We start from the raw sequence: 22710 nt of genomic DNA on the forward strand, positions 1-22710 counted from the left end.
GGGGTTCTTGCGGCAGTGGCACTGGCGGCCTTGCTTGGCGGATGCGCTGCAGGCGGCGGTGCCGACGGCAGGGAATCGAGCATCACGACTTACGGCACGCTGGACATCGGCGTCAGCCATACGCGATAGCCGCCGCACTGCTTGTCCCGCGGAATCCAATTTTCGCGTGACCGATGGAACGCTTGGCCGCAAGGCTGGTCAAACCCGTTCATCCAGGTGGTGCCAGGCGAGCGCGCAAAAAAAGAGTCCGCAGCGCGGACTCTTAAATTTAGCGATCTCAAATGCCCTGAAGGCCGTTGCACTGTAACTGCCGGCCGGGGAATGCACCATTCGGGTAAACGAAGATCGAAGCGCGCAATGCTGGCAGCAGCAGCGTGCCGACGAAAAAAAAGCCCGCCGGAGCGGGCTAATAATCAGTTGAAGAAAGCCCTGTATTCGAGGGCAGGCACAGTGTAAGAAAGTGCCCTGCCTCAGCGAATTAGGGGAATCCCTTTCCGGATGCCGGTTTCCGGGCGATCCGGCATCTCATGTGCGGCGCGCGGAACCCGCGTGCCGACATGCATATTTTCACGATTCGAAGTTAGAGCGCAGCCTCGGCATGGCACGAGGCAATGCATGCTTACGCGGCCAGCGGCTCTTGCGTGTGCGGGCGCAAATGCGTGCGCGCTTCGTCGAACAGCGCCTCCACATCGGTCCGCGTGCGTGCCGCATGCATGCGCTTCGCATCGGACAGCACGCGGCGCCAGCCACGTCCGCCGGCGATGCCGCGATGCAGGCCGAGCATGTGCCGTGTCACGGCACCCATATATCCGCCCTGCTCAACGAAGTCGCCGATATAACGCTGCATCGCCAGTTCAACGTCGAGCCGCGACGGCACCGGCGCACTGGCATCGCCATAGAAGCGCGCGTCCATCTCGGCCAGGAAATACGGTTGGTGATACGCCTCGCGTCCGATCATGACGCCGTCGACATGCTCGAGATGAGCAGCGATTTCGTCATGGCTGACGATGCCGCCGTTGATCAGGATTTCCAGGTCGGGAAATTCCCGCTTCAGCTGGTATGCCACCTCATAGCGCAGCGGCGGAATCTCGCGGTTTTCCTTCGGGCTCAGGCCCTTCAGGATCGCATTGCGCGCATGCACGATAAACGTGCCGCAACCCGCCTGCGCCACCTTGCCGACAAAATCGCGCACGAAATCGTAGTGCTCGATCTTGTCGATGCCGATGCGATGCTTCACGGTCACCGGAATTTCCACCGCGTCGCGCATCGCCTTCACGCAGTCGGCCACCAGTTGCGGCTCCGCCATCAGGCAGGCACCGAAGGCGCCGCGCTGCACGCGCTCGGACGGGCAGCCGCAGTTCAGGTTGATTTCCGCATAGCCCCACTGCTGGCCCAGCTTCGCCGCCATGGCGAGGTCTGCCGGCTCGCTGCCGCCCAGCTGCAGCGCGACCGGGTGCTCGGCCGCATCGAAGTCGAGGTGGCGCGGCACGTCGCCATGCAGCAGCGCGCCGGTGGTCACCATCTCGGTATACAGCCAGGTGTGGCGGCTGAGCTGGCGGTGGAACATGCGGCAATGACGGTCGGTCCAGTCCATCATCGGCGCAACCGAAATGCGGCGGGGATTTACGTTCATGGAAATACAGCAGTTGGAGACGGGCCGGACGCGGCAGCGTCGCAAGTCCAGGCAGGCGGCGCCGTGTCATATGCAGATCACGGCACCCCCAAGGGCCGCAGGGGCCCGCGCGAAGACGTGAGTATAGGCTACCGCGCCAGGCTCTGCTGCCCCCGCTGACTAGGGCTCAGCGCGGCGCGGTGCGCTCGATCCACGCGGCAAACGTGGTCAGTAACTTGCCAAGGAAGCCCTTGGTCGACTCATTGGCAATCCCGCCCTGTTCGTCGAACAACTTGTCGACACCGCTGATATACGCTTCGTGCTGCAGGATCGGGACATTCAGGAACACCAGCGACTGGCGCAGGTGGTGATTGGCACCGAAGCCGCCGATGGCTCCCGGCGATGCGCTGATGATGGCGCCGGGCTTGCCGTCCCAGACGCTGCTGCCATAGGGGCGCGAGCCCACGTCGATGGCGTTCTTCAGCGGCGCCGGCACCGAGCGGTTGTATTCCGGGGTCACGAACAGCACCGCGTCGGCGCGGCGGATGCGGTCGCGGAACGCGGTCCAGGCCTGGGTCGGCTTGTCGTCGAGGTCCTGGTTGTACAGCTCCAGGCTGCCGATCTCGACGATCTCCAGCTTGAGCTGCGCCGGCGCGAGCGCGATCAGCGCCTTGGCCAGCTTGCGGCTGTATGACTCCTTGCGCAGGCTTCCTACCAGAACAACGACATCACGAGGATCACTCATTGCGGCTCCTTTGACGGTGTGGACGGAATGGCACAGGCGGCGCCCGCGCACGGCATGGCCGCGCAACGGGCGCCAGAACCTGTCGTCACTCTACCCGAGTCGGCGCCGGCGTGTTCCGTGCGGCGAGGTCAGGCGCGCTTGCCCAGCGCCGCCAGCGGGTGTTCCTCCGGGCGCCACGGGCTGTCGAAGAACGACAGTGCCTTCTCGCGGCTTACCTCGTCGAGCCGTGCGTACTGCCAGCGCGGCTTGTGGTCCTTGTCGACCGCCAGCGCGCGGATGCCTTCGACGCCGTCGCCCTTGCGGAACACGTAGTACATCATGTCCAGCTCCATGCGCAGCTCGTCTTCCAGCGACATGCCGCGCGCGCGGCGGATCTGCTCGAGCGTGACGCACAGCATCAGCGGCGAGCGGCTGCGCAGCATGGCGGCGGTCTGCGCGGCCCAGTCGCCGGGGGCGTCGCTGACCGCGGCGAGGATGTCCTGCGCGGTATTGCCGGCGAACAGCTGGTCGATCTGCCCGGCAAGCCCGGCCAGCGTGCTTTGCGCCGGCACGCAATCCGCGCGGTGCGCGGCGGTGAAGGTGTCGATATGCGCCAGCACCGCATCGCCGCTGCCAAACTGCTGCGCGCGCAGGGAATCGACCAGCTCCGCTAGGCGGTTGCCCGGCAGGTAAGCGTCGGCCAGGCCTGCGTACAAGGCGTCGGCGGCGTGGATCACGGTCCCGGTCAGGCCCAGGTATTCGCCGATGCGTCCGGAGGTGCGCGCCAGGAACCAGCCGCCACCCACATCCGGGAACAGCCCGATATTGGTTTCGGGCATGGCCATCCTGGTGCGATCGGTAACCAGCCGCAGGCGCGCGCCCTGCGAGATGCCCATGCCGCCGCCCATCACCACGCCGTCCATCAGCGCGATATAGGGCTTGGCGTAGCGATGGATCAGGAAATTGAGCGCGTATTCCTCGACGAAGAACTGGTCGAGCAGCGGATCGCCCGCATGCGCGGCCTGGTGGAAATAGCGGATATCGCCGCCGGCGCAGAATGCCTTGCCGCCGGCACCGGCCACCACCACGGCTGCCACCTCGGGGGCGGCGGACCAGTCCTGCAGCGCCTGCGTGATGGCGCGGATCATGTCGAGCGACAGGGCGTTGAGCGCCTGCGGGCGGTTCAGCGTCAGGTACCCGATGCCACCGCGGACCTCGGTCGTGACGAATTCAGTCATGTCGTACTCCTCCAATGCAACTGGCGATTTTACGCCAGTCACCCTGGCCAGCGCACGCCCATGGGCCGCTTGCGGCGCATGCGGACACGCATGCGCCCTGCCCGCTCAGGCCAGCCGGAACGTCGCCACCAGCGAGGTGAGGCGCTGCGCCTGCTCTTCCAGAGAGGCCGCGGCGGCCGCGGCCTGCTCGACCAGCGCGGCATTCTGCTGCGTCATGCTGTCCATCTGCGACACGGCAACGTTGACCTGCTCGATGCCGTTGGACTGCTCGTCCGACGCCGCGCTGATATCGCCGATGATGGCGCTGACGCGCTGCACCGCATCGACGATGTCCTGCATCGCGCGCCCCGCCTCATCGACCAGCCCCGAGCCTTCGCGCACATTGGCCACCGAGGCGCCGATCAGCGCGCGGATTTCCTTCGAGGCACCGGCGCAGCGCTGCGCCAGGTCGCGCACGTCGCCCGCCACCACGGCAAAGCCGCGGCCATGCTCGCCGGCACGCGCGGCTTCCACCGCGGCGTTCAGCGCGAGGATATTGGTCTGGAATGCGATCTTCTCGATCACGTCGATGATGTCGACGATCTTGCCCGAGCTGGCGTCGATCGACTGCATGGTATTGACCACGCGCAGCACGGCATCGCTGCCGCGCCCGGCCAGCGTGGCGGCATCGGTGGCGAGTGCGCGGGCCTCGCGGGCGCTGTCGGCATTCTGGCGCACGGTGCTGGTCAGTTCTTCCATGCTGGAAGCGGTCTCCTCCAGCGACGCCGCCTGCTGCTCGGTGCGCTGCGACAGGTCGGCATTGCCGCTGGCAATCTGCTTGCTGGCCGCTGCGATCGAGTCGGCACCGCCGCGCACGTCGCCCACCATGGCCACCAGGCTGGCCTGCATCCGGCCCAGCATGCCGAGCATGCGCGCGGTCTCGCTGCGTGCGGCCTCATCGGCCTGCACGTCGGCGCCGGACGCGGCAACGCTGAGGTCACCGCCGGCAATTGTCTCGAAGCGCGCAATCGCGGTATCCAGCGGCTGCACGATCGAACGGCGCAGGCGCCATGCCACCACCGTGCTGAACAGCAGCCCCACGGCCAGCACGCAGACGGACAGCGTGAACAGGTTGCGGTAGCGCTGCTGCGAAGCCTCGTAGACCTGCTTCGCGCTCGCCACCTGCAGCTTGTTCAGTTCGGTATTGACGGCAGTGAAGGCGATATCGAGCTGCGGAATGGTTTCCAGCACGGCCTTCATCACGCCGTCGCGATCGCCGGCATGCAGCGCGGCAATCATGGGCGCGACACCCTGTTTGAACAGCGCATCGCGCTTGGCGGTCACGTCTTCGACGACCCTGGCTTCGTCGGCCGAACGCGGCAGCGCCAGATAGGCCTTCCAGGCCTGCTCCGAATCGCGCGCAAAGCCTTCCGCGGTCGCGGCGCGCGCCTTGGCATCGGCCGGATCGGCGGCGAAGGTAGCCTGGTCCAGCAGCACACGCACCAGCAACTGGTTCGAGCGCGCTTCGGCCAGGTGGACCGCGGCCGACAGCTGCTGCTCATAGATCTGGTGCGTCGCCTCGTTGCTGCGCGACATGCCAAGCCAGCCGACGGCGCCGACAATCAGCAACAACACATTAATGACGATCGTGAAAAACCACAATCGGGCGCCGATGGTCGTGTTCCTGAACATGGATGAGGCTCCGGGGAAAAGAGGAAACTGGAATGAAGGCGGCGCGCCGCGCCGCTGCCCTGTCCATCTACGGCGCCGTCGCCGCATCCTTTACCGGTATTGGTGGCCTTCACACGCGTGACAGAATTGCGCGGTAGTACAGCATCCCCATTAAGTGGCGGATGCGGCGCGCATCGCGCGTTTGGAGGAAGCCCTCGTGGCAATTTCGCGGCGAACGGGCAAACTGCCGGGATGAACCCCGCCTCGCTCGATCCCGGACTCGTGCTGCTGGCCTTCGCGCCGGTCTTCGTGCTGACCATCGGCGCCGAAGCGTGGTACTGGGCGCGCCGCGACCCTGCCGTCTACAGCCTGCGCGACACGCTCTCCAACGCGGCGCTGGCGCTGATGCACCAGGCTTCGGACGCGTTCTTCCTCTGGCTGATGGTCCGCACCGTCTATACGTGGTGCTACCAGCACGGCCTGCAGGCCATGCCGCAGACGCTGTGGTCGTTCGCGCTGCTGCTGTTGCTGCAGGACTTCCTCTACTACTGGTTCCATCGCGCCAGCCACCGCGTGCGCTGGCTGTGGGCCTCGCACGTGACGCATCATTCGTCGGAGGGCATGAACTTCTCGACCGCGTTCCGGCAGAGCCTGACCTACCCGCTATCCGGCATGTGGCTGTTCTGGATTCCGCTGGCGTATCTGGGTTTCTCGCCGGACTGGGTGATCCTGGCGGTGGGCCTGAACCTGGCCTTCCAGTTCTTTGTCCATACGCGGCTCGGGCCACGCTGGCCGCGGGTCGAGCGGCTGCTGAACACGCCTTCGGTCCATCGCGTCCATCATGCGAAGAACCCGCAGTACATCGACCGCAACTATGCCGGCGTGCTGACGATCTGGGACCGCCTGTTCGGCACCTTCGTGCCCGAGCGCGAGGCGCCGGTCTACGGCATCACCCGCCAGGTGCGCAGCCATGACCCGCTGACGCTGACCTTCCACGAATGGCGCGATATGTTCGCGGACGCCTGGCGCGACCGCGACCTGCGCTACCTGTGGAAGCCGCCGGAATGGCGCAGCCCGCGTGCCGCCGTGCCGGCGACGCAGCCGGGCACGCAATAAAAAAAACCGCGCCGGGCAGGCGCGGTTTTTTTTGACCAGTGCTCGAGCGCTTATGCGCCTTCGCGGGCAGCACGCTTGCGCTCGTGCTCCTTAAGGTGGCGCTTGCGCAGGCGGATGCTCTTGGGCGTCAGTTCGACCAGTTCGTCGTCGGCGATGAATTCCACCGCGTATTCGAGCGACATCTGGATCGGCGGCACCAGGCGCACGGCTTCGTCGGTACCCGAGGCGCGCACGTTGGTCAGCTGCTTGCCCTTGATCGGGTTCACGACCAGGTCGTTGTCGCGGCTGTGGATGCCGATGATCATGCCTTCATACAGCGCATCGCCCGGCTTGACGAACATGCGGCCGCGGTCCTGCAGCTTCCACAGCGCGTAGGCCACGGCATCGCCGTCGTCCTGCGAGATCAGCACGCCGTTGTGGCGCTCGCCCAGGCCGCCTTCGCGCACCGGTGCGTAGTCGTCGAAGATATGGCTGATCAGGCCGGTGCCGCGCGTCAGCGTCAGGAATTCGCCCTGGAAGCCGATCAGGCCGCGGGCCGGGATGCGGTATTCCAGGCGGGTGCGGCCCTTGCCGTCCGACGCCATGTCGAGCAGCTCGCCCTTGCGGCGGCCCAGCTCTTCCATCACGCCGCCCTGGTGGCCGTCTTCGACGTCCACGGTCAGCAGCTCATACGGCTCGCACTTGACGCCGTCGATTTCCTTGAACACCACGCGCGGACGCGACACGGCCAGCTCGTAGCCCTCGCGGCGCATGTTTTCCAGCAGGATGGTCAGGTGCAGTTCGCCGCGGCCCGACACCTCGAAGATGGTGTCGTCGCCGGTATCGGCCACGCGCAGCGCCACGTTGGACTTCAGCTCGCGATCCAGGCGCTCGCGCAGCTGGCGGCTGGTGACGAACTTGCCTTCGCGGCCGGCCAGCGGCGAGGTGTTGACGCAGAAGTTCATGGTCAGCGTCGGCTCGTCGACCTTCAGCATCGGCAGCGCGTCCTGGGCTTCCGGCGCGCACACGGTGCAGCCGATCCCCAGTTCTTCGATGCCGTTGATCAGCACGATGTCGCCGGCCTCGGCTTCCTGCACGATCTCGCGCTCCAGGCCCTGGAACTTCAGCACCTGGTTGATGCGGCCCTTGATCGGGTTGCCTTCGGGGCCGAACTTGACCACCACGTCCTGCAGCGGGCGGGCGCGGCCGCGCGAAATGCGGCCCACGCCGATCTTGCCGACGTAGCTGGAGTAGTCCAGCGAGATGATCTGCAGCTGCAGCGGGCCGTCGCGGTCGTCGTCACGCACCGGCACCTTGTCCAGCACGGTCTCGAACAGCGGCTTCATGTCGCCGTCGCGCACGTCTTCGGTCAGGCCGGCAAAGCCGTTCAGGCCCGAGGCGTAGATCACCGGGAAGTCGAGCTGCTCGTCGGTCGCGCCCAGCTTGTCGAACAGGTCGAAGGTCTGGTTGATGACCCAGTCCGGGCGCGCGCCCGGGCGGTCGATCTTGTTGACCACCACGATCGGCTTCAGGCCCAGCGCCAGCGCCTTGCGCGTGACGAAGCGGGTCTGCGGCATCGGGCCTTCGACCGCATCGACCAGCAGCAGCACGCCGTCGACCATCGACAGCACGCGCTCCACTTCACCGCCGAAGTCGGCGTGGCCCGGGGTGTCGACGATATTGATATGGGTGCCGTTGTACTCGACGGCACAGTTCTTCGCGAGAATCGTGATCCCGCGTTCCTTTTCCAGGTCGTTCGAGTCCATCACCCGTTCGGCGACTTGCTGGTTGTCGCGGAAGGTGCCTGCCTGGCGCAGGAGCTGGTCGACCAGGGTGGTCTTGCCATGATCGACGTGGGCGATGATGGCGATGTTTCGGATGGCGCGGGTCATTGCTGCGTCTCGCTTGGAGAATCTGAGGTAACCCGACATTCTAGCATGTTGCGGCGCAAGATGCGTTGACCGGAACCGCCGCAGGCATAGGGAAAATCATTGCAGATTCCGCAATAACAAATTTCCGTTCTTGCGGATCGTTAAACGTGAGCATATATTTGCCTCAGCAAAGATTGCAAAGGCAAAGATGTCACGACCACCCGCTTCCGTTCCGCCCGCTCCTGCGGCCGGTTCGTTCGATCCCGCCGAGTACCAGATGTGCGACAGCGTCGGCTACCTGATGCAGCGCGCCAAGAACATGCTGGCGCACGGCGTCGAGCAGGAGGTCGGCAGCCTGGACATCACGCAGGCCCAGGCCAGCTGCCTGATGATGCTCGCGACCGGGCGCGCGTCGACCGTCACCGATCTCGGCCGCGAACTGAATACCGACATGGGTTCGGTCACCCGGCTGCTCAGCCGCATGGAAAAACGCGGCCTGATCGAGCGCCGGCGCCGCGATGCCGACCGTCGCGTGGTCGACCTGTCGGTGACGCCGCAGGGCCAGGAACTGGTGCAGCAACTGCCCGCCATCTTCTGCAAGGTCCTCGCGCACCACTTCCGTGGCTTTTCCGAGGACGAGATCCAGCTGCTGCGCAGCATGCTGCGGCGGGTCATCGACAACAACAGCGGGTAGCGGGCAGCGCGCCGGCCTTCCGGCACGCCAGATCGTCAGGCCTGGCCAGGCCAGCCCGACACCGTACCAGCCCGTAGAAACCGTATGGCTCCGGCCACGGAGCAACACCATGAAACCAGTTCTGTCTTTCCGATTTTCCCAGCCTGCCAGCTCCCGCGAACTGGCGCGCCGTGCCGGCACGCTGGCGCTGACCGCGATCGCTGCCGCGGTGCTGGCCGGCTGCGCCGCGCTCGGCAATTCGCACAGCACGCAGACCATGGCGGATCCGGCCGCGATGGCCACCGCGCAAACCCTGCCCGACGAACACGGCCAGTGGCCGTCGCAGGACTGGGTCAGCCAGTTCCGGGACCCGCAGCTGAACGCGCTGGTCGACGAGGCAATCCAGGACAGCCCAAACCTGCAGGCGGCGTTTGCCCGCGTGGAGGCCTCGCGCGCCATGGCCGAGGCCACGCGCAGCGCGCTGTATCCGCACCTGGAGTTCGAAGGCAGCCTGCTGCGCCAGCGCTTCTCCAACAACGACCTGTTCGAGGGCACGCCGCTGGCGGGCTCGTGGCAGAACCAGTCGCGCCTGCAGGTGGGCCTGTCCTACGACTTCGACTTCTGGGGCAAGAACCGCGACGCGCTCGAGGCCGCGCTGTCCGACGACCGCGCCGCCGAGGCCGAAAGCCAGGCCGCGCGCCTGATCCTGGCGACGTCGATCTCGCGCAACTACGCGCGGCTGGCCGCGCTGTATGCGCAGCGCGACGTGGCCGAGCGCGCCATCGCCCAGCGCCGCGACCTGACCGAGCTGTCGCGCCAGCGCCTGGCCGCCGGCCTGGACACCCAGGTGGAAACCACCCAGGCGCGCGGCACGGTGGCGGCTTCGCAGACCGACCTGCAGCGCGTCGATGAAGAGATCGCGCTGGCCCGCAACCAGCTGGCGGCGCTGCTCGGCAAGGGCCCGGACCGCGGCCTGCAGATCCAGCGCCCGGTGCTGCTGGCGCAGGCCACGCCGACGCTGCCCGACAACCTGACCATCGGCCTGCTGGGCCGCCGGCCCGACCTGGTCGCGGCGCGCTGGCGCGTCGAGGCCGCGTCGAAGGACATCAACGTCGCCAAGAAGGAATTCCTGCCCGACGTCAGCCTGAGCGCGTTTGCGGGCCTGGCCGCGCTGGACCCGTCCAAGCTGCTGATGGGCATCAGCCGCACCTTCGGCATCGGCCCGACCATCCGGCTGCCGATCTTCGAAGGCGGCAAGCTGCGCGCCAACCTGAAGGGCAAGTACGCCGGCTACGACATCGCCGTGGCCAACTACAACCAGGCGCTGGTCGATGCGCTGCGCGAGACCGCCGACACCATGACCAGCATCCGCAGCGTCGACAAGCAGATCCAGACCCAGCGCGAAGCCCTGGACCTGGCCGAACACGCCTACGCGCTGGCCACCACGCGCTACAAGGCCGGGCTGGGCACGCAGCTGACCGTGCTCAACGCGGAAAGCAACGTGCTGCAGCAGCGCCGCCTGGCGACCGACCTGCAGGCGCGCCGGCTGGACCTGCAGATGGGCCTGATGAAGGCGCTCGGCGGCGGCTACCAGGAGCCCGCCGAGGGCCACGACAGCGTCGCCCACGGCCAGGCGCAGCAACCGGCCAACCCCCAGGCGGGCGCCCGCGGCTGAGCCGCGCACCCAGTGATCGCAGACCAGATTATCCAGAAGACATCATGAGCAACAACCAGCAAGCCGCCGGCACCAACACCCCCCAGCAAGCCACGGCCACCCCTGCCAACGGCAAGCGCAAGCGCATGCTGCTGTCGCTGACCGCGGCGATCGTCGTCGCCGGCATCGGCTACGGCGTGTACTGGGGGCTGTATGCCCGCCATTTCGAAAGCACCGACGATGCCTATGTCGCCGGCAACGTGGTCCAGGTCACGCCGCTGGTGGCCGGCACGGTGATCTCGATCGCCGCCGACGACACGCAACTGGTCACCGCCGGCCAGCCGCTGATCCAGCTCGACCGCGCCGATACGCAGGTGGCGCTGGAACAGGCCGAGGCCCAGCTGGCCCAGGCCGTGCGCGAAGTGCGCACGCTGTACGTCAACAACGGCTCGCTCGCCGCCAACGTGGCGCTGCGCGAAGCCGACGTCGCCAAGGCCCGCGACGACCTGCGCCGGCGCCAGGCCATCGCCGGCTCGGGCGCGGTGTCGAATGAAGAGATCTCGCACGCGCAGGCCGCGCTCAAGGGCGCCGAGTCGGCGCTGCTGGCCGCGCGCGAGCAGCTCGCGTCGAACAAGGTGCTGACCGACCAGACCACGGTCGAGAAGCATCCCAACGTGCAGCGCGCCGCCGCCAACCTGCGTTCGGCCTACCTGTCGTTCGCGCGCTCGACCCTGCCCGCGCCGGTGACCGGCTACGTCGCCAAGCGCTCGGTGCAGGTCGGCCAGCGCGTCGCCGCCGGCGCGCCGCTGATGGCGGTGGTGCCGCTGGACCAGGTCTGGGTCGACGCCAACTTCAAGGAAGTGCAGATCACGCATATGCGCATCGGCCAGCCCGTGACGCTGGAAGCCGACGTCTATGGCTCCAAGGTCGAATACCACGGCAAGGTCGCGGGCTTCTCGGCCGGCACCGGTTCGGCGTTTTCGCTGCTGCCGGCGCAGAACGCCACCGGCAACTGGATCAAGGTGGTGCAGCGCCTGCCGGTGCGCATCGCGCTGGACCCGCAGCAATTGAAGGACCATCCGCTGCGCGTGGGCCTGTCGATGACAGTCAAGGTCGACGTGCGCCGCGAGGAAGGCGCGGCCATGGCCGCCGCCGCGCCGGCCCGGCCGATGCAGACCGACGTCTATGACAAGGTGGCGCAGGATGCCGACCAGCTGATCGCGCGCATCATCGCCGCCAACAACGGCGGCCGCGGTGCCGGCGTGTCCTCGGCCAGCGCCGCCGCCCACGCCAAACCTGCCAAGCCCGCCAACACCTGATCATGGCAACTTCCCCTTCCGCCGCGCCGGCCGCGCCCGGCGCCACCCCGGCGCCGGCGCGGGCCCTGCCCCAGCAGCCGCAGCCGCTGACCGGCGGCAAGCTGGTGCTGGGCACCATCGCGCTGTCGCTGGCCACGTTCATGAACGTGCTGGACTCGTCGATCGCCAACGTGTCGATCCCGGCGATCTCGGGCGACCTGGGCGTGGCGCCCAACCAGGGCACCTGGGTCATCACCTCGTTCGCGGTGGCCAATGCGATCTCGGTGCCGCTGACCGGCTGGCTGACCACGCGCTTCGGCGCGGTGCGGCTGTTCATCACCTCGATCCTGCTGTTCGTGCTGGCGTCGTGGCTGTGCGGCGTCGCGCCCAACCTGGAGACGCTGCTGGCCGCGCGCGTGCTGCAGGGGGCGGTGGCCGGGCCGATGATCCCGCTGTCGCAGTCCTTGCTGCTGTCGAGCTATCCGCCCGCGAAAAGCACCATGGCGCTGGCGCTGTGGGGCATGACCACGCTGGTGGCGCCCATCATGGGCCCGCTGCTGGGCGGCTGGATCTCGGACAACATGACCTGGCCGTGGATCTTCTACATCAACGTGCCGGTGGGCATCGTCACCGCCTACGCCACCTGGGCCATCTACAAGGACCGCGAGACCCCGACCAAGATCCTGCCGATCGACCGCATCGGCCTGGCCCTGCTGGTGATCTGGGTGGGCTCGATGCAGCTGATGCTGGACAAGGGCAAGGAGCTGGACTGGTTCCACTCGACCGAGATCGTGGTGCTGACGCTGGTGGCGATCGTCGGTTTCCTGTTCTTCCTGGCATGGGAGACCTTTGAGAAGCATCCCATTGTCGATATCAGCCTGTTCAAGGGCCGCAACTTCAGCTCCGGCGTGGTGGCGATCTCGGTGGCGTACGGGTTGTTCTTCGGCAACCTGGTGATACTGCCGCTGTGGCTGCAGACCATCGTCGGCTATACCGCGACCGACGCCGGCATCGTGATGGCGCCGGTCGGCATTTTCGCGATCCTGCTGTCGCCGGTGATCGGGCGCAACCTGCCGAAGATGGATGCGCGCTGGGTGGCCACCGCGGCCTTTATCACCTTCGGCATCGTCAGCCTGATGCGCGCGGGCTTCACCACGCAGGTCGACACCTGGACGCTGATGGTGCCCACGCTGATCCAGGGCGCGGCGATGGCGCTGTTCTTCATCCCGCTGACCTCGATCATCCTGTCGGGCCAGCCCGCGGAAAAGATCCCGGCCGCGTCGGGCTTGTCGAACTTCGTGCGGATCACCTTCGGCGGCATCGGCGCGTCGATCTCGACCACGGTGTGGGAGAACCGTTCGGCCCTGCACCACGCGCAACTGGTGGAGCAGGTCAACCCGTACAACCCGGTCTACCACGAACAGCTCAACCACCTGATGCAGATGGGCATGAGCCAGGCGCAGGCGGTCGGCGTGATCGAGCGCAATATCACCCAGCAGGCGGCCATGCTCGGCGCCAACGACATCTTCTGGATTTCGGGCATGCTGTTCTTCGTGCTGATCGGCTTTGTCTGGCTGACGCGGCCGGCCAGGGGCGGCGGCGGCTCGGCGGACGCGATGGCGGCGCACTGAGGCTACACGGCCACTTGAGCACCAAGGGACGCCTGCGGGCGTCCCTTTTTTTGTCTTGTTGCCGCGCCCCCTTGAATTCCGGCCCGGTCCGGCCTATGATCTCCAAACCGATTTACGGAACCGAGGTTCCAAAAAACGGAACTTACAGAGAAATCAGACGGAGCGACGGTGTGAGCATTCTCGAAGGCGTGGAAAGCGTGCTGGCCATGTTCGAGCACGGCCGGCACGAGGTTACGTTCAACGACGTCATCGACGAACTCGGCCTGGCCAAGAGCTCGGCTTCGCGGCTGCTGGCGCAGATGGTGCGCTACCGGCTGCTGGAACTGCAGCCGTCGACGCGCCGCTACCGCCCCGGCACGCTCTTGATCCGCGCCGCCCAGGCGGCGACGCAGGCGCATCCGTTCGACGAGCAATGCCGCGCCATCCTGGCCGCGCTGTCGGACTCCACCGGCTTCACCGCCTACCTGTCGATGCTCGACGGCACCGACACCGTGGTGCTGCAGCGCCTGAACGGCAGCAACCCGGTGCAGGTGCTGTCGCCGCCGGGCGCGCGCCGGCCCGCTTTCACCACGGCGATGGGCCGGGTGCTGCTGTCGCGCCTGCCGGCAGCCGAATTCAGCGCACGCTATGGCACTTCCGGCGCGCGCAAGCTGCCAGAGGCGCCGGCCGGCTGCCCCGCCACCGTGGCCGAACTGGCCGAGCGCGTGGCCAGCGCCAGCCGCGAGCGCAGCGCCATCGCGGTGAACGAAGGCATGCCAGGCATCGGCGCGGTGGCCACCACGCTGGCCGACCCGCTGTCCGGCGATGTGCGCGGCCTGTGCCTGTCCTTCACCGCGATGCAGGTCAGCCAGGCGCAGGCCCAGGCGCTGCGCGAGACGCTGGTGCAGGCGGTGGCGCCGGTCGGGCAGCGCCTCGGCGATCCGCTCTGGCTCCAGCCCGGCGACAGCGCCGCCAAATAGTCATCCCGGCAGCTTGAATCCCATGGAACTCCTGTTACTCAGCAACTCCTCCAGCGACGCGGGCTACCTCGTCCATGCCCACGACGCGATCCGCGAACTGGCCGGCGGGCGCACCCGCGCCTGCTTCCTGCCGTTCGCCGGCGTCACGCGCGACTGGGACAGCTATGAGGCGCTGGTGCGCGAGGCCCTGGCCCCGGCCGGCATCGCAGCGCACTCGCCGCACCGGCTCTCCGATGCCGACTGCGTGCGCGCGGTGGCTGCGGCCGAACTGATCGTCATCGGCGGCGGCAACACCTTCCGCCTGCTGCAATGCCTGCGCGAGCGCGGCCTGCTGCCGGTGATTGCGCGCCAGGTGGCCGCCGGCGCCGCGCGCTATATCGGCTGGAGCGCCGGCACCAACGTGGCCTGCCCGACCATCCGCACCACCAACGACATGCCGGTGGCCGACCCCGGCGGGCTCGATGCGCTGGCGCTGGTGCCGTTCCAGATCAACCCGCACTACTTCAACCTGGTGGTGCCGGGTTTCCGCGGCGAAACGCGCGACCAGCGGCTGGCCGAGTTCACCGCGCTGCAGCCGCAGATGCCGGTGCTGGGACTGCCCGAAGGCAACTGGGTGCGGGTATCAGGCGATCGCATGGAGATGGGCGGCGCGCATGGCGCGCGCTGGTTCCTTGGCCCGGAGATCGTGAACGTCGCGCCTGGCGCGTTGTCCGTGCCGGCTCCCAGCACGGCCAGCTGAGCCCTCGCCTTACCGTCAAGCAAGCAAGGAACCAAGCAAGATGTCCCTCAAGCAGGTGATTGAATCGATCGAGCTGCTGTCCGCAGCCAACGTCGACGGCGAAGCCGTTGCCGCTGTGCTGCGCGCGCGCGGCATCCGCGACGTCACGGTGACGCGCGTCGAAGAAAACGGCCTCTACACCGACTTCCTCGCCTGCACCCTGCCCGGCCGCAACCCCGACGCGCCCGCGCTGGGCGTGGTCGGCCGCCTCGGCGGCGTGGGCGCGCGCCCGGCCGTGACCGGGCTGGTGTCCGATGCCGACGGCGCCATCGTCGCCGTCGCCACCGCGCTGAAGCTCGCCGACATGGCCGCCGGCGGCGACGTGCTGGCCGGCCCGGTGCGCATCCACACGCATATCTGCCCGCACGCCGCCACCCGCCCGCACCAGCCGGTGCCGATGATGAAGTCGCCCTTCGCCATGCGCACGATGATGTCGCACGAAGTCCATCCCCAGATGGCGGCGATCCTGTCGGTCGACACCACGCGCGGCAACCGCTTCGTCAACCGGCGCGGCGTCGCGCTGACGCCGGTGGCCAAGCAGGGCTGGCTGCTGCGGCTGCCCGAACGCATGCTCGACCTGATCGGCTGGGTCAGCGGCGAGCTGCCCGTGGTGCTGCCGCTGACCACGCAGGACATCACGCCTTACGAGAACGGGCTGTGGCATGTCAATTCGATCATGCAGCCGGCCATCGTCACCGACGCGCCGGTGGTCGGCGTCGCACTGACCGCGCAGACCACGGTGCCGGGCTGCGCCACCGGCGTGACCAACGCCCATGACCTGGACGTGGCCACGCGCTTCTGTATCGAGGCCGCCAAGCTGTTCGGCCAGGGCCAGTGCCCGTTCTACGATGTGGACGAGTTTGCCGAGCTGCAACGGCGCTACGGCTCGCTGGCGCACCTGCAGACGGTCGGGGTGGCGCCATGACCGCCAGCGCCGCACGCCTGCCGCGCGTGGCCTTCGTCACCATCGGCCAGTCGCCGCGGACCGACGTGGTGCCGCAGATGCTGGATGACCTGGGCGTGCCGGTGGCGGCCGAAGAATTCGGCATCCTCGACGGCCTCGGCGCCGATGCCATCGCCGCGCTCGCCCCCGCCGCCGGCGAATACCGCTTTGCCAGCCGCCTGCGCGACGGCTCGCAGGCGGTGATGGGCAAGCCGGTCGCCGAAGCCATGCTGGCGCGGCTGATGGCCTCGCTCGACGATGGCCGCTTCGACGCGCTGGTGCCGCTGTGCACGGGCACCGCGCTGCCGCCGCTGCGCACGCTGGTGATCGAGCCGCAGCAGGTGGTGGATCGCCTGACCGCCGCGCTGGCCCACGGCTGCAGGCGGCTCGGCATCGTGCTGCCGCTCGAAGGCCAGGTCGGCAGCTTTCACCTGATCGAGCCGGTGTCGTGCGAACTGCGCGTGACGCACGCCTCGCCTTATACCGACATGGGCACCGGGCGCTTCGCCGAGGCCGGCGAAGCGCTGCGCGGCTGTGACCTGATCGTGATGCATTGCATGGGCTACACCGAGGCGATGCGTGCCGAAGTCGCGCGCCATGCCGGCGCGCCGGTGCTGCTGTCGAACCGGATGGTGGCCACGCTGCTGGGCCAGGTACTGGATGGCCGCGGCGGACGCGGCCTGTGATATGGCTTACGGGTAAAGGCAAGCCCGCTGACAGATTGCCTGTGACACTGCTGGAGTGGGAGTAACGATGGAAAAGGTGGCGAAGTGGATGGGGCCGCTGCTGCGCGGCATGGTGTGCATGAGCCTGGGCGCGGTAGCGGCCACCGGCGCGCATGCGCAGGAATGGAAGCCGTCGAAGCCGGTGCGGCTGCTGGTCGGCTTTGCGCCGGGCGGCTCCGCCGACCTGCTGGCACGGCTGGTGCAAGCGCCGTTGTCGGAAAGCCTGGGCGTGCCGGTGGTGGTCGAAAACGTGCCGGGCGCGGGCGGCAATATCGCCGCCGACAAGCTGGCCAAGGCGGCGCCGGACGGCTATACCATCGGCATGGGCGCGGCCGGCGCGATGGCGGTGACCCACGTGCTCAACCCCAAGGGCACGCCGTACAAGGCCGATGACTTTACCCCGATCGCCATGCTGGCAACGCAGCCCAACGTGGTGATCATCAACCCGGCGCTGCCGGTCAAGACCATGGCGGACTTCACCGCGTACGTGAAAAAGACGCCGCAGGTCACCTATGGCACCGCGGGCGTCGGCACCTCCAACCACCTGATCGCCGAGACCATGCTGCATCGCCTGGGCATCGACATGGTCCACGCGCCGTACAAGGGCGCCACGCCGGTGATCACCGACCTGATGGGCGGCCATATCGCCATGACCGTCGACAACATCACCACGGCCGCAGCGCTGGCCAAGTCCGGCAAGGTGCGCGCCATCGCCGTCACCGGCAGCAAGCGCGCGGCGCTGTTGCCCGACGTGCCGACGCTGGCCGAAAGCGGCCTGAAGGACTTCAACATGCCGACCTGGCAAGGGATCTTCGGCCCCAAGGACTTGCCCAAGCCGATCGTGGCGCGCTACAACCAGGCACTGGTGAAGGCGCTGGCGAATCCGGAAGTAAAGAAGAAGATGGCAGAGTTCGGCTCGGAGCCGGTCGGCGACACGCCCGAGCACTTCGCCGGCTTCCTGGCGCAGGACCGCAAGATGTGGGCCGACGTGATCAAGACGGCGAAGATCACGCTCGAGTAATTGCTGCATGAGATAACGGGCCCGGCGGGCCCGTTTCCCTGACGGTCCGGCGCTGCCTGCGCTAGCAGCCCTTGCCGAACAGCCGATACGCCGGGCAATAGCCCATCACGCCGGTCAGCAAAGGCACCAGCCCGATCCAGCCCCATAGCGTCCCGGGCCTGACGAAGACCAGTGCGATCAGCGCGGCACCGACCACGATCCGCAGGACACGGTCCACAACACCAACGTTTTTGCAGAACAACATCGCTTGCTCCTGTTTGCCAAGTAAACAGGGCGAGCTTGCGCCGGGTCTCTGCGGAAGTCTTTGACCAGACCACAACTGGCTCCGCATTCGATACAGGCCCCTGCGCGTCCCGGGTCGCGAAAAAACAAAAAGGCCACGTGCCCCGATCGATCCGGGCCCACGTGGCCTTTTTGCTGCCGGCAGGGCGCTGCCTACAGTTTCACCAGTCGCTCGGGCCGCAGCGCGCCCTCGCGCATGCGCGCGACGCCAAGCAGCCGCGCCGGCTCGCCGGCATAGACGCGCGCCAGCGCTTCCTCGGCCAGTTCGGTAGCCGCCGGCAGGTCGCGCCGGGCGATGCGCTGGCCTTGCAGGAAACGCCCCGCCGCGGCTTGGTCCAGATGTACCGGCACACACTTCTGCAGCAAGGCATCCACCGGCGCCAGCATCGCCGGGCGCTGCGCATCATCCTGGAGCCCAATCTGCTCCAGCGTGACGGCGCCATCCAGCGTCAGGTCGCCCACCGCGATGCGGCGCAATCCGGTCAGGTGCGCGCCGCAGCCCAGCGCCTCGCCGATGTCCTCGGCCAGCGTGCGGATATAGGTGCCCTTGCTGCAGGTCACGCGCATCGTGAACGACGGGGCCTCGGGCAAGGCGCAGGCCAGCAGCGCGATCGAGCGGATGGTGACGCGGCGCGCGGCGCGCTCCACGGTTTGCCCGGCGCGCGCGTATTCGTACAGCGGACGGCCGTCCTTCTTCAGCGCCGAATGCATCGGCGGCACCTGTTCGATGTCGCCGACAAAACTTGCCAGCACGCGCTCGACCGCGGCGCGGTCGCAGGTGACCGGGCGCACGTCAAGCAGTTCACCCTCGGCGTCGCCGGTGCTGGAGCGCGCGCCCAGGCGCACCTCGGCATCATAGGTCTTGTCCGCTTCCAGCAGGTCCTGCGAAAACTTGGTGGCTTCGCCGAAGCACAGCGGCAGCAGCCCCGTGGCCAGCGGATCGAGCGTGCCGGTATGGCCGGCCTTGGCCGCGCGCAGCAGGCGCTTGGCGCGCACCAGGGCGTCGTTGGACGACAGCCCCAGCGGCTTGTCGAGCAGCAGCACACCATGGACCTCGCGGCGCGGCAGGCGCGGCGGACGGTTGGCGTTGGAATCGGTCATCGGGGAAAAAGCAGGGCGGCGATGCGGAACGCGCGGCGACCGTGCCAGCAAGCCCCACGCCTTCCGGCATGGGCGCCGGCATCAGTCTTCGTCTTTCGAACGCGTGGCGTTGGCTTCGTTGATCAGCCGGGACATCTCGATCGCGTGTTCGACCGAGGTGTCGTGGTGGAAATGCAGCGTCGGCACGGTATGGATATGCAGGCGCTTGAACAGCAGCGAGTGCAGGTAGCCGGCCTTCTCGTTCAGGATGGCTTCGGCTGCGGCGGCCTCGGCGCCCAGCACGGTGAAGTACACCTTGGCGTGCGCGTAGTCGGGCGTCAGCGTGACCGACTGCAGCGTGACCAGGCCAAGGCGCGGGTCGCGCAGTTCGCGCTGGATCATCTCGGCCAGGTCCTTCTGGATCTGGTCGGAGATGCGGAGATTGCGGGAGGAGATATTGCCTTTTTTGGCCATTCAATACAGTCTGGTCGAGATGACAACGGCAGGCCGAAGCCTGCCGTTGCTTGCGACGCCTTACAGCGTGCGCGCCACCTCTGTGATTTCGTACACCTCGAGCTGGTCGCCTTCCTGAACATCGTTGAAGTTCTTGATCGACAGACCGCACTCGAAGCCTTGCTTGACTTCCTTGACGTCATCCTTGAAGCGCTTGAGCGAATCCAGCTCGCCGTCGTGGATGACCAGGTTGTTGCGCAGCACGCGCACCAGCGAGTTGCGCTTGACCAGGCCGTCGGTAACCATACAGCCGGCCACCGCACCGATCTTCGGCACGCGGAACACCTGGCGTACCTCGACCTGGCCGATGGTGGTTTCGCGCTTCTCCGGCGCCAGCATGCCCGACATCGCCGCCTTGATCTCGTCCACCGCATCGTAAATGATGCTGTAGTAGCGGATATCGATGCCGTTGTGCTCGGCCAGCTTGCGCGCACCGGCATCGGCACGCACGTTGAAGCCGATGATGACCGCCTTCGAAGCCGTCGCCAGGTTGACGTCGGACTCGGAGATGCCGCCCACGCCGCCGTGCACGATCTGCACGCGCACTTCGGCGGTCGACAGCTTCTGCAGCGACTGCACCAGCGCTTCCTGCGAACCCTGCACGTCGGCCTTGACGATCAGCGGCAGCGTCTGCACTTCGCCTTCGGCCATCTGCTCGAGCATGTTCTCCAGCTTGGCGGCCTGTTGCTTGGCCAGCTTCACGTCGCGGAACTTGCCCTGGCGGAACAGCGCGATTTCACGGGCCTTGCGCTCGTCCGGCAGCACCAGCACTTCTTCACCGGCGGCAGGCACTTCCGACAGACCCTGGATTTCCACCGGGATCGACGGGCCGGCTTCCTTGGTGGTCTTGCCGTTCTCGTCCAGCATGGCGCGCACGCGGCCGTAGGCGCTGCCGGCCAGCACCACATCGCCACGCTTGAGCGTGCCGCTGCTGACCAGGATGGTTGCGATCGGGCCCTTGCCCTTGTCGAGCTGGGCTTCCACCACCAGGCCCTTGGCCGGGGCATCCACCGGTGCCTTCAGTTCCAGCACTTCGGCTTGCAGCAGCACTTGCTCGAGCAGGTCTTCCACGCCGGTACCCATCTTGGCGGAAACCGGCACGAACGGCGAATCGCCGCCGTATTCTTCCGGCACCACCTGCTCCGCCACCAGTTCCTGCTTGACGCGGTCGGGGTTGGCATCGGGCTTGTCGATCTTGTTGATCGCCACCACGATGGGGACGCCGGCAGCCTTGGCATGCGCGATCGCTTCCTTGGTCTGCGGCATCACGCCGTCGTCGGCCGCGACCACCAGGATCACGATGTCGGTGGCCTTGGCACCGCGGGCACGCATGGCCGTGAAGGCCTCGTGGCCCGGGGTATCCAGGAAGGTGATCACGCCGCGGTCGGTTTCCACATGGTAGGCACCGATATGCTGCGTAATGCCGCCGGCTTCGCCCGCGGCCACCTTGGTGCGGCGGATGTAGTCCAGCAGCGAGGTCTTGCCGTGGTCGACGTGACCCATCACGGTCACCACCGGCGGGCGCGGCAGCAGCTCGGCGTCTTCGTGCTCTTCGCCGTCGACCACCAGCAGCGCTTCCGGATCGTCCAGCTTGGCGGCATACGCCTTGTGGCCCATTTCTTCCACCACGATCATGGCGGTTTCCTGGTCCAGCACCTGGTTGATCGTCACCATCTGGCCGAGCTTCATCATCTGCTTGATGACTTCGGAAGCCTTCACCGCCATCTTGTGGGCGAGATCCGCCACCGAGATGGTTTCCGGCACGTGCACTTCGCGCACCACCGGTTCGGTCGGCGCCTGGAAGTTGCTGCGGCTGTCGTCATGCTGCTGCTGACGGCCGCCACGGCCGCGTGGGCCACCGCGCCAGCCGCCCACGCCGCCCGACGAATCGCCGCGCGTCTTCAGGCCGCTGCCCTTCTTGCGGCTGCCTTCGTCCTGCCACGTCGACGAAGTGCCGGTCTTGACGACCTTGCCCTTCTTGTCGGCAGTGGTGGTCGCGGTGGCGGTCACCGGCTTTTTCTCGCCCGGCTTGGCTTCGGCGCCGGCCGGCTTGACCGGCTTGTGCAGCGTGCCGGTTTGTTCGGCCTTCTTTTCCTCGGCCTTGCGCTCGGACGGCGCCTTCAGCACGCGTGCCGGCGCGTTCAGCATCTGCTGGATCGCGCGGGCTTCGGCTTCGGCAGCCTCGCGGCGCTTGCGCGCGGCGACTTCCTGCTCGGCACGGGCCTTGTCGGCGGCGGCCTTGGCCTCGTCGGCGGCCTTCTGCGCCTCGGCGCGTTCGGCGGCGACGCGGGCCTTCTCGTCCTCGGCCTTCTTGCGCGAGGAGTCCTCGTTGGCTTCGGTCACGGCGCGCGATGCGGCAGCCTCCTCCTCGGCCTTGCGGGCGGCGAGTTCGGCCTGGCGGCGCTGTTCGGCCTCGAGTGCTTCCTGGCGGGCGCGGCGCTCGGCTTCCTCGCGTTCGGCGGCCTCGCGGGCGGCCTTGGCTTCGGCTTCCTGGCGCGCCAGCTGTTCGGCCTGGCGGCGCTCTTCCTCTTCGCGGCGCGCCTCCTCGGCAGCGTCGACGACCGGGGCATGCGCCTCGGCGCCGTCGGCCTGTGCGTCAGGCGCAGCGTCGTCGCGCTTGATCAGCACGCGCTTCTTGCGTACTTCCACCTGGACCGTACGGGTCTTGCCGGTGGCGTCCGACTGGCGGATCTCGGAGGTTTCGCGCTTGGTCAGTGTGATCTTCTTGCGGGCGCTGTCGTCGGACTGGCCGTGCGAGCGCTTCAGATAATCCAGCAGCCTGGTCTTATCCGATTCCGTGATGATGTCTTCTGGCGTCGCTTTGCCCACCCCAGCCGCCTGCAATTGTTCCAGCAGGGCAGCTGCGCTGCGACTCAGTTCTGCGGCCAGTTGGGCAACTGTTGTGCTTGCCATTCAAACCCTTTCAATGCTTGGTTTCTACGTCGGGACAGATTGATGCGGAA

Annotated in this window: 19 protein-coding genes; 10 read left to right on the forward strand and 9 right to left on the reverse strand. The window is 67.4% G+C overall.

Features of this window, described 5'->3' with window-relative positions; all coding sequences use genetic code 11:
• Positions 1-619: 619 nt before the first annotated feature.
• The 4 genes from dusA to CBM2594_RS10170 all read right to left on the reverse strand — a co-directional run bounded on the left by dusA (position 620) and on the right by CBM2594_RS10170 (position 5245).
• Complete coding sequence (gene dusA / locus CBM2594_RS10155; protein ID WP_116356721.1) at positions 620-1633, reverse strand: tRNA dihydrouridine(20/20a) synthase DusA; 1014 nt, start codon at positions 1631-1633, stop codon at positions 620-622.
• A gap of 166 nt (positions 1634-1799) precedes the next feature.
• Complete coding sequence (locus CBM2594_RS10160; protein ID WP_116356722.1) at positions 1800-2357, reverse strand: NADPH-dependent FMN reductase; 558 nt, start codon at positions 2355-2357, stop codon at positions 1800-1802.
• Positions 2358-2485: 128 nt separating this feature from the next.
• Positions 2486-3574 (reverse strand): enoyl-CoA hydratase/isomerase family protein, encoded by a 1089-nt coding sequence (locus tag CBM2594_RS10165; RefSeq protein WP_116356723.1) that lies wholly within the window; start codon positions 3572-3574, stop codon positions 2486-2488.
• Positions 3575-3679: 105 nt separating this feature from the next.
• A complete protein-coding gene (locus tag CBM2594_RS10170; protein ID WP_116356724.1) occupies positions 3680-5245 on the reverse strand; it encodes a methyl-accepting chemotaxis protein in 1566 nt (521 codons plus the stop codon).
• A 231-nt stretch (positions 5246-5476) separates the two neighbouring features.
• Between CBM2594_RS10170 and CBM2594_RS10175 the strand changes: the two genes are divergently transcribed.
• The gene (locus CBM2594_RS10175; RefSeq protein WP_116356725.1) at positions 5477-6340 is read left to right on the forward strand and encodes a sterol desaturase family protein; all 864 of its coding nucleotides are present in this window, start codon (positions 5477-5479) and stop codon (positions 6338-6340) included.
• A gap of 50 nt (positions 6341-6390) precedes the next feature.
• Here CBM2594_RS10175 and typA read toward each other — a convergent pair whose 3' ends face one another.
• Positions 6391-8211, reverse strand: a complete 1821-nt coding sequence (gene typA, locus CBM2594_RS10180) for a translational GTPase TypA (RefSeq protein WP_116356726.1) — start codon at positions 8209-8211, stop codon at positions 6391-6393.
• Between the two features lie 187 nt (positions 8212-8398).
• On the opposite strand from typA, the gene CBM2594_RS10185 reads away from it, so the two are divergent.
• The 9 genes from CBM2594_RS10185 (at position 8399) to CBM2594_RS10225 (ending at position 17872) form a co-directional block, all read left to right on the forward strand.
• The gene (locus CBM2594_RS10185; RefSeq protein ID WP_116356727.1) at positions 8399-8884 is read left to right on the forward strand and encodes a MarR family winged helix-turn-helix transcriptional regulator; all 486 of its coding nucleotides are present in this window, start codon (positions 8399-8401) and stop codon (positions 8882-8884) included.
• 109 nt (positions 8885-8993) lie between these two features.
• On the forward strand, positions 8994-10538 hold the full coding sequence (locus CBM2594_RS10190; protein ID WP_116356728.1) for an AdeC/AdeK/OprM family multidrug efflux complex outer membrane factor: 1545 nt from the start codon (positions 8994-8996) through the stop codon (positions 10536-10538).
• A gap of 44 nt (positions 10539-10582) precedes the next feature.
• The gene (locus tag CBM2594_RS10195) at positions 10583-11836 is read left to right on the forward strand and encodes an HlyD family secretion protein (RefSeq protein WP_116356729.1); all 1254 of its coding nucleotides are present in this window, start codon (positions 10583-10585) and stop codon (positions 11834-11836) included.
• Positions 11837-11838: 2 nt separating this feature from the next.
• Positions 11839-13446, forward strand: a complete 1608-nt coding sequence (locus tag CBM2594_RS10200; RefSeq protein WP_232346596.1) for a DHA2 family efflux MFS transporter permease subunit — start codon at positions 11839-11841, stop codon at positions 13444-13446.
• Between the two features lie 170 nt (positions 13447-13616).
• Positions 13617-14405, forward strand: coding sequence for an IclR family transcriptional regulator (locus CBM2594_RS10205; protein WP_116356730.1), 789 nt, complete (start codon positions 13617-13619; stop codon positions 14403-14405).
• 22 nt (positions 14406-14427) lie between these two features.
• Positions 14428-15144: a dipeptidase PepE gene (pepE, locus tag CBM2594_RS10210; RefSeq protein ID WP_116356731.1), complete on the forward strand. Its 717-nt coding sequence runs from the start codon at positions 14428-14430 to the stop codon at positions 15142-15144.
• Between the two features lie 40 nt (positions 15145-15184).
• Positions 15185-16108, forward strand: coding sequence for a DUF1177 domain-containing protein (locus tag CBM2594_RS10215; RefSeq protein WP_116356732.1), 924 nt, complete (start codon positions 15185-15187; stop codon positions 16106-16108).
• A complete protein-coding gene (locus CBM2594_RS10220) occupies positions 16105-16812 on the forward strand; it encodes an AroM family protein (protein WP_116356733.1) in 708 nt (235 codons plus the stop codon). Before CBM2594_RS10215 ends, CBM2594_RS10220 begins: the two co-directional genes overlap by 4 nt.
• A 67-nt stretch (positions 16813-16879) precedes the next feature.
• A complete protein-coding gene (locus tag CBM2594_RS10225) occupies positions 16880-17872 on the forward strand; it encodes a Bug family tripartite tricarboxylate transporter substrate binding protein (RefSeq protein ID WP_116356734.1) in 993 nt (330 codons plus the stop codon).
• Positions 17873-17933: 61 nt separating this feature from the next.
• Here the strand turns inward: CBM2594_RS10225 and CBM2594_RS10230 are convergent, their stop codons facing one another.
• The 4 genes from CBM2594_RS10230 to infB all read right to left on the reverse strand — a co-directional run bounded on the left by CBM2594_RS10230 (position 17934) and on the right by infB (position 22660).
• Positions 17934-18116: a YgaP family membrane protein gene (locus CBM2594_RS10230; RefSeq protein WP_116356735.1), complete on the reverse strand. Its 183-nt coding sequence runs from the start codon at positions 18114-18116 to the stop codon at positions 17934-17936.
• A gap of 191 nt (positions 18117-18307) precedes the next feature.
• Positions 18308-19255: a tRNA pseudouridine(55) synthase TruB gene (truB, locus tag CBM2594_RS10235; protein ID WP_116356736.1), complete on the reverse strand. Its 948-nt coding sequence runs from the start codon at positions 19253-19255 to the stop codon at positions 18308-18310.
• 81 nt (positions 19256-19336) lie between these two features.
• Entirely contained in the window at positions 19337-19708 is a 372-nt protein-coding gene (gene rbfA, locus CBM2594_RS10240; protein WP_116356737.1) for a 30S ribosome-binding factor RbfA, read from the reverse strand.
• A gap of 60 nt (positions 19709-19768) precedes the next feature.
• Positions 19769-22660, reverse strand: coding sequence for a translation initiation factor IF-2 (infB, locus tag CBM2594_RS10245; protein WP_116356738.1), 2892 nt, complete (start codon positions 22658-22660; stop codon positions 19769-19771).
• Positions 22661-22710 lie beyond the last annotated feature (50 nt).

Source organism: Cupriavidus taiwanensis, from assembly GCF_900249755.1.
Lineage (GTDB): Bacteria > Pseudomonadota > Gammaproteobacteria > Burkholderiales > Burkholderiaceae > Cupriavidus > Cupriavidus taiwanensis_D.

What these genes read in the sequence shown, in the direction of transcription:
- CBM2594_RS10195 (WP_116356729.1), top strand. Translation starts at nt 10,583, where the DNA reads ATGAGCAACAACCAGCAAGCCGCCGGCACCAACACCCCCCAGCAAGCC.
- CBM2594_RS10160 (WP_116356722.1), bottom strand. Translation starts at nt 2,357, where the DNA reads ATGAGTGATCCTCGTGATGTCGTTGTTCTGGTAGGAAGCCTGCGCAAG.
- dusA (WP_116356721.1), bottom strand. Translation starts at nt 1,633, where the DNA reads ATGAACGTAAATCCCCGCCGCATTTCGGTTGCGCCGATGATGGACTGG.
- CBM2594_RS10225 (WP_116356734.1), top strand. Translation starts at nt 16,880, where the DNA reads ATGGAAAAGGTGGCGAAGTGGATGGGGCCGCTGCTGCGCGGCATGGTG.
- truB (WP_116356736.1), bottom strand. Translation starts at nt 19,255, where the DNA reads ATGACCGATTCCAACGCCAACCGTCCGCCGCGCCTGCCGCGCCGCGAG.
- CBM2594_RS10165 (WP_116356723.1), bottom strand. Translation starts at nt 3,574, where the DNA reads ATGACTGAATTCGTCACGACCGAGGTCCGCGGTGGCATCGGGTACCTG.
- CBM2594_RS10215 (WP_116356732.1), top strand. Translation starts at nt 15,185, where the DNA reads ATGTCCCTCAAGCAGGTGATTGAATCGATCGAGCTGCTGTCCGCAGCC.
- pepE (WP_116356731.1), top strand. Translation starts at nt 14,428, where the DNA reads ATGGAACTCCTGTTACTCAGCAACTCCTCCAGCGACGCGGGCTACCTC.
- CBM2594_RS10185 (WP_116356727.1), top strand. Translation starts at nt 8,399, where the DNA reads ATGTCACGACCACCCGCTTCCGTTCCGCCCGCTCCTGCGGCCGGTTCG.
- rbfA (WP_116356737.1), bottom strand. Translation starts at nt 19,708, where the DNA reads ATGGCCAAAAAAGGCAATATCTCCTCCCGCAATCTCCGCATCTCCGAC.
- CBM2594_RS10220 (WP_116356733.1), top strand. Translation starts at nt 16,105, where the DNA reads ATGACCGCCAGCGCCGCACGCCTGCCGCGCGTGGCCTTCGTCACCATC.
- CBM2594_RS10175 (WP_116356725.1), top strand. Translation starts at nt 5,477, where the DNA reads ATGAACCCCGCCTCGCTCGATCCCGGACTCGTGCTGCTGGCCTTCGCG.
- CBM2594_RS10230 (WP_116356735.1), bottom strand. Translation starts at nt 18,116, where the DNA reads ATGTTGTTCTGCAAAAACGTTGGTGTTGTGGACCGTGTCCTGCGGATC.
- infB (WP_116356738.1), bottom strand. Translation starts at nt 22,660, where the DNA reads ATGGCAAGCACAACAGTTGCCCAACTGGCCGCAGAACTGAGTCGCAGC.
- CBM2594_RS10200 (WP_232346596.1), top strand. Translation starts at nt 11,839, where the DNA reads ATGGCAACTTCCCCTTCCGCCGCGCCGGCCGCGCCCGGCGCCACCCCG.
- typA (WP_116356726.1), bottom strand. Translation starts at nt 8,211, where the DNA reads ATGACCCGCGCCATCCGAAACATCGCCATCATCGCCCACGTCGATCAT.
- CBM2594_RS10170 (WP_116356724.1), bottom strand. Translation starts at nt 5,245, where the DNA reads ATGTTCAGGAACACGACCATCGGCGCCCGATTGTGGTTTTTCACGATC.
- CBM2594_RS10190 (WP_116356728.1), top strand. Translation starts at nt 8,994, where the DNA reads ATGAAACCAGTTCTGTCTTTCCGATTTTCCCAGCCTGCCAGCTCCCGC.